This window comes from Waltera acetigignens (assembly GCF_025567015.1).
Taxonomy (GTDB): Bacteria; Bacillota; Clostridia; order Lachnospirales; family Lachnospiraceae; genus Acetatifactor; species Acetatifactor acetigignens.
In genome coordinates, this window is sequence record NZ_JAOQJO010000048.1 from 1 (window position 1) to 1698 (window position 1698).

Genomic DNA, 1698 nt, shown 5'->3' on the forward strand with positions numbered 1-1698 from the left:
GCTGACTTGAAATTTTAAATTCCAGTGCACAGGTAAATTCCACCGTGTCTTTAAAAATTGCTTGAAATCGAATAATTTTAGAGAAAAAATATTGGATTTCTGTTATAATCATAGTAATTCATGGCGAAATTCTCTGTTTTTCTGTATGGCAAACAAGCCACTGGAAGGTAGTGTGTCAGACTAAATTCCACCGGCCACATTCGAAAAATGTGAAAAGTTTACTTCCAGTCTGACAGCAGGTTTTTCAATGAATTATTGGTTGAAGCGTATCAGCTTGGGCGTCAGATTGACCTCATCAGGGGCAATCCGCCTGAGCTGAAATGCTTTCAGGGTTTCTTCTCCCAGAGTTTCCAGTGCCACATCGTAAGGTGTTCTGCCCTGAAGGCTTTCTCTCGGTGTGGAATTGATATGGCTCACGATCAGGTTGACATCCCACTGGGTAAGGAACTCAAAATTTGTCTTTTTCGGCAGAATCATCCGGAGCATGGTATGCGCCTGCTCCAGACCGCCTTTCTGCCCGCTGCGCATAGGGTCGCAGTAATAGATACTGGTACGCTGGATCCCTGTAAACCCGGTTTCCAGAGATTCGGGATTACCAAACTCCGAGCCCCTGTCGGTAAGAATGTATTCAAACAATGTCTGAAAATCATAAGTACCAAAGCGCTTTTCCAACCGGTCAAAGACAAGCCTTACAGCACCCTCTGTGTTACGGTTCATCAGGAAAGCAAGAAACAGCTTTTCCCTTGTAAAAAAGAAAGTAAGCAGTGTTTTTGACGATCCGGAGGCGGAATGCACGGTATCCATTTCCACAAAGGAAGACAGTCCCAACTGCTGGAAATCGGTGTAAGTCCTGCCCTGGAAAACACGGCGGTCAGAGATCTGTGTTTTGTGTATCTTGCGTGGTTTGAACTTCACTTTACGCTTCAGGTCAATGTTTCTTGCGGTCAGGATTCCCATGTCGAGATAGGTGTAAACGCTGCGGACAGACAGCTCCAGTTCCGGATGGTTTGTAATGATCTGGTAAGGAGACTGTCCCTGCTCGATCAGAGGACTGATGATCCTGTCTTTCCGGTGAAGTTCATGCTTGGTCATACTGATACCGGAACGGGACTCTTTAAGGCATTCCCGATATTTGCGGTCAGCAAATCTGGCATTGTAAGTGTACTTATGTGCGATGGTACAGTGGGAAATCTGCTTGTCACAGCCATTGCAGACATAAGGAGCTTTATCGAGCCTGCTGCAGCGTTCCTTTTCAAAATCGGGACAGGTCTGGTTGCAGGTAGGACAGGAAGTACACTTGATACCACAAAGAAGGATCTTCCCACAGGCGTTTGTCTTTTTGCAATGGTAACGGTGCACACAAAAGTTTTTGGCATTGTAAAAAGTGCCTTTGTGATACCAGTCGGACAGGCGGTGTGCCTTCACCTCTTTGGAGATGGTAGTGGGATCCTTACAGAGGAAGCGTGCGATATCCTTAAAAGAAGTACCTTTGGAAAGCTCATTCTGGATGTAAATACGATCATCCAGAGTTAAGTGTTTCTGATTACCGGGTATATATTTACTCATAGTCTTATTCCTCCAACTGCTGTCAGAAGGAAAGATAAGTCTATCACTTTTATATGAAAGAGTAAATATCAACTGTGCGGGAGTAAATTCCACCGCCTAAGCGGGCGGTGGAATTTAAATAAAAAAGTTAGG

The 1698-nt window shown here is 44.8% G+C and carries 1 protein-coding gene; it reads right to left on the reverse strand.

All coding sequences use genetic code 11. The features are described from left to right. Positions 1–252: 252 nt before the first annotated feature. A complete protein-coding gene (locus OCV96_RS19360) occupies positions 253–1566 on the reverse strand; it encodes an IS30 family transposase (protein ID WP_262595219.1) in 1314 nt (437 codons plus the stop codon). Positions 1567–1698 lie beyond the last annotated feature (132 nt).